This is a genomic window from Streptomyces europaeiscabiei (assembly GCF_001550375.1).
In the GTDB taxonomy this organism is placed as follows: domain Bacteria; phylum Actinomycetota; class Actinomycetes; order Streptomycetales; family Streptomycetaceae; genus Streptomyces; species Streptomyces europaeiscabiei.
Genome location: NZ_LRTR01000762.1, coordinates 1 through 758, shown reverse-complemented (window position 1 = coordinate 758; position 758 = coordinate 1). Strand labels below are relative to the sequence as shown.

Annotated in this window: 1 protein-coding gene; it reads right to left on the bottom strand. The window is 68.2% G+C overall.

The features are described 5' to 3' along the window. Positions 1-709 (bottom strand): ketoacyl-synthetase C-terminal extension domain-containing protein (locus AWZ10_RS37510; protein ID WP_244172679.1); only part of this gene is annotated, 709 nt, incomplete at its 3' end. Positions 710-758: the final 49 nt, after the last annotated feature.

Sequence of the window (758 nt, the reverse complement as noted above, 5' to 3'; positions counted from 1 at the left end):
ACGCCGGCTGCGTCCACTGCGTACGACCCAACCGCTCGCCATCCCCACCGAAGACGACATCCCGCAACCCGGAGCCGACATACGCACACACCGCATCGAAAGCATCCGCGAAGACAGGGAACGCGTCATACAACTCCCGGCCCATCCCCGGACGCTGAGCCCCCTGACCCGAGAACAAGAACGCTTGTCGTGACTCTCCGCGGTCCTGGCCGACCATCGTGTCTGCCGAGGTGACGCTGTCGGCGAGACCGTTCAGTGCTTCGGTGAGGCGAGTGGGATCGTCAGTGACGACGACCGCCCGATGCTCGAAGTGTGTGCGTGTCGTCGCAAGGGCGAGAGCGGTCCGGCTCGGGACAGCCTCGGGGTCTCGGTCGGCGAAGGCCGCAAGGGCGCGGGCTTGGGCACGCAGGGCGTCCTCGGTGCGGCCGGACAACGGCCATACGAGGGGTGCGGAGTCCGCGGGGGCGGCCAGAGGCTCACCTGGCGATTCCGGAAGGGGGGATTGTTCCAGGATCACGTGGGCGTTGGTGCCGCTGACCCCGAAGGCCGAGACACCGGCCACGCGCGGACGGCCTGTATCGGGCCATGGCTGCTGTTCGGTCAGCAGTCGTACCGAGCCCGACGCCCAGTCGACCTGCGACGACGGCGCATCCACATGCAACGTCGCCGGCACCACCCCGTGCCGCAGCGCCTCAACCATCTTGATCACACCGGCCACACCCGCGGCCGCCTGCGTGTGACCCACATTCGACTTCACC